Genomic DNA, 2,312 nt, shown 5'->3' with positions numbered 1-2,312 from the left:
TCGGCCCCCAATACCACGTGCGCCCGCCGCGCACCGCCTCGCCGTCGGTACGGGTCCAGATCGCGGCGAAGCGCGGATCAGCGAACTCGTGGCGGTTAGCAAAGGGCGCTAATAGAAATGTCGTATTCATCAGCATCGCAGCGACCAGTACGAGTATAGCGATCACTCGATGAACGGTTCGCATTGCAGCACCTCCGTGGTGAGGAGAGGGTTGTGGGGGTAGGGGCAGATGTAAAACCTGTCCGTACCTTGTTTGGCCGGTTGATGGCGGCGGGGCGGATTACTTGTCCGCCCCGCCGAGGGGCGTGGAGGGGAGGGGATTGCCATCAGCCCTATGGATGTGCAGGACGACGCACCGCCGTACGGGGACGCACCGCCGTGCGTCCCTACTGGGCCCATAACGGCCAGCGGTCTTGGGCGGCGTTTTGGGTAACTTGTTGGGTAATGACTCCATCGCTGACGTTCAGGATATAAATCTCGAAATCGCCGTCGCGGTCGCTGGCGAAGGCGAGCCGGCTGCTATCGGGCGACCACGTGGGGCCTTCATCGGTGGCAGCATGATTGGTGAGGCGGCGGATGTTGCTGCCGTCGGCGTTCATCACGTAGATCTCCCAGTTGCCGTCGCGGTCGCTGCCAAAGGCGACCAATTTGCCGTCAGGCGAGACACGGGCGAAGCGGTCGTTGGCCACGTTGTTGGTCAGGTTGCGGATGTTCACTAGCTCAACACCGGCATAGAGCGTATCAATGTAGTAGTAGCGAACATCAGCCCGGTAGATCTCGAAGTTACCCGTGCAGTTCGTGACCCAGAACAGGCTGCGGCCATCAGGTGACCATGCCGGTGTTTCGACGGTGCAGGCTGGGTCATAGGAAGTGATCTGCTGGGCAAAGCCGCGCAGCGGGATATTCAACCGGCGGAGGAAGAGTTGCGGCGCGCCGCTTCGTTCTGAAACGAATACCATCAGATTGCCGTCAGGCGAAACCATCGCGTTGTATTCACTGCCGGGGATGGTTGAGTAATCATTATCCGGCGGCGGGAAGGCGCCATCGTTGTTGCTGTAGCTAATGCGGAGAGCGCCAGCTCCCGGCGCGCGTTCGCCCGAATCGGCGGCAATCGCGTTGAGGGCGTAGATCTGGCGATAGTTGGGGCTATTGCGCCGCGAGTCGACGATCAGGTATTGTTGGGTTGGTTCCCAACTGCGCCGCCACGAGAAGGCTACCGTCTCGCCATTGTTGAAGGTCAGCCGCTGGCCGCCGCCGTTGAAGTTAGCCCGGTAGAGTTCCCAATGGCTGCCGGTGTCAATATTTGAGGCATAGATAAGCGGAGTAACCGGATCAGGTGTGACCCACGGCGTGCCGAGGTGCGGGTAGCGCCACTGGAAGTAGTGCTGGCCGACGTTGCCCATCTCAACCTGATAGCCAGCCGGGTTATCAGGAGTGTAGGTGAGCACGCGCCGCTCGAAGAGTTGCACGAGCACATCGCGCTCGGTGTCGCCAACCACCGCCCGCGTCCAGTAAGGATCGGTGATCGGATAGCCCATTGCAAACAGCCAGTCTACAATCGGCGCCGTCACGACGCGGCCATTCTCAATGACCCGCCCACGTTGATTCATGAAGTCCCAGAAGATCTTCGGAATGTTGTGGCCGGTGACGCTGTTGTACTGGACGATGGTCGTTTCAGGTTTGGCGAGGTCATCGCGCATGCTGAGGTTGCCGCTGCGCGAGATGACGGTATTCACTCGCTGGTTGAGGCGCGACGGATCGCGGTAGCCGTTATCGATCGTGGCAATGCCGGCGAAGTCACGATAGCCGGGAGCAATCGTGTTCGCTGCGCGCGGGTTGCCGGCCACCGGCACATCCGACCCTTCGCGATAGCTCACATCGAAGGGATCGTCACCAAGCTGCATACGCCCGCTAATAAGTTCTTTCACCAGCAAGCCATTCGTGACAATGCCTTCAGCCGGATTGTTGATCTCCATCCGCGCCTTGTCGAAATACTGTACGGTGCGCGCGCTATTGGGGCTTTGCCGGTAAAATTCGCCGTAATCAAACCACGGTCCCGGCCCCCAATACCACGTGCGCCCGCCACGCACCGCCTCGCCGTCGGTGCGGGTCCAGACTGACGCAAAGCGCGGGTCGGCAAACGTGGTGCGACCAGAGAAGGGTGCTGCAATCAGTGGTGTCGCGCCGCTGATCATCAGCGCTACCATCAGGGTGATCGCACTCCAGAGGATACGCAGCCGGTTCATACAAGCCTCCTTCGCTTAGACCGCTGCTGCTGTTACGTATAGAATACGACGCAAAAAGAGAAAAGT

At 60.1% G+C, this 2,312-nt stretch carries 2 protein-coding genes; both read right to left on the bottom strand.

The window, feature by feature from the left end:
- The coding region (locus U9R81_RS05080) for a hypothetical protein (protein ID WP_322494432.1) at window positions 1–184 on the bottom strand (184 nt) is incomplete at its 3' end.
- Between the two features lie 202 nt (window positions 185–386).
- A complete protein-coding gene (locus U9R81_RS05075) occupies window positions 387–2,246 on the bottom strand; it encodes a hypothetical protein (RefSeq protein WP_322494431.1) in 1,860 nt (619 codons plus the stop codon).
- Between the last annotated feature and the right edge of the window lie 66 nt (window positions 2,247–2,312).

This window comes from Chloroflexus sp. (genome assembly GCF_034435895.1).
GTDB lineage: Bacteria > Chloroflexota > Chloroflexia > Chloroflexales > Chloroflexaceae > Chloroflexus.
This window is presented reverse-complemented; position numbering and strand designations above follow the sequence as displayed.

What these genes read in the sequence shown, in the direction of transcription:
- U9R81_RS05075 (WP_322494431.1), bottom strand. Translation starts at nt 2,246, where the DNA reads ATGAACCGGCTGCGTATCCTCTGGAGTGCGATCACCCTGATGGTAGCG.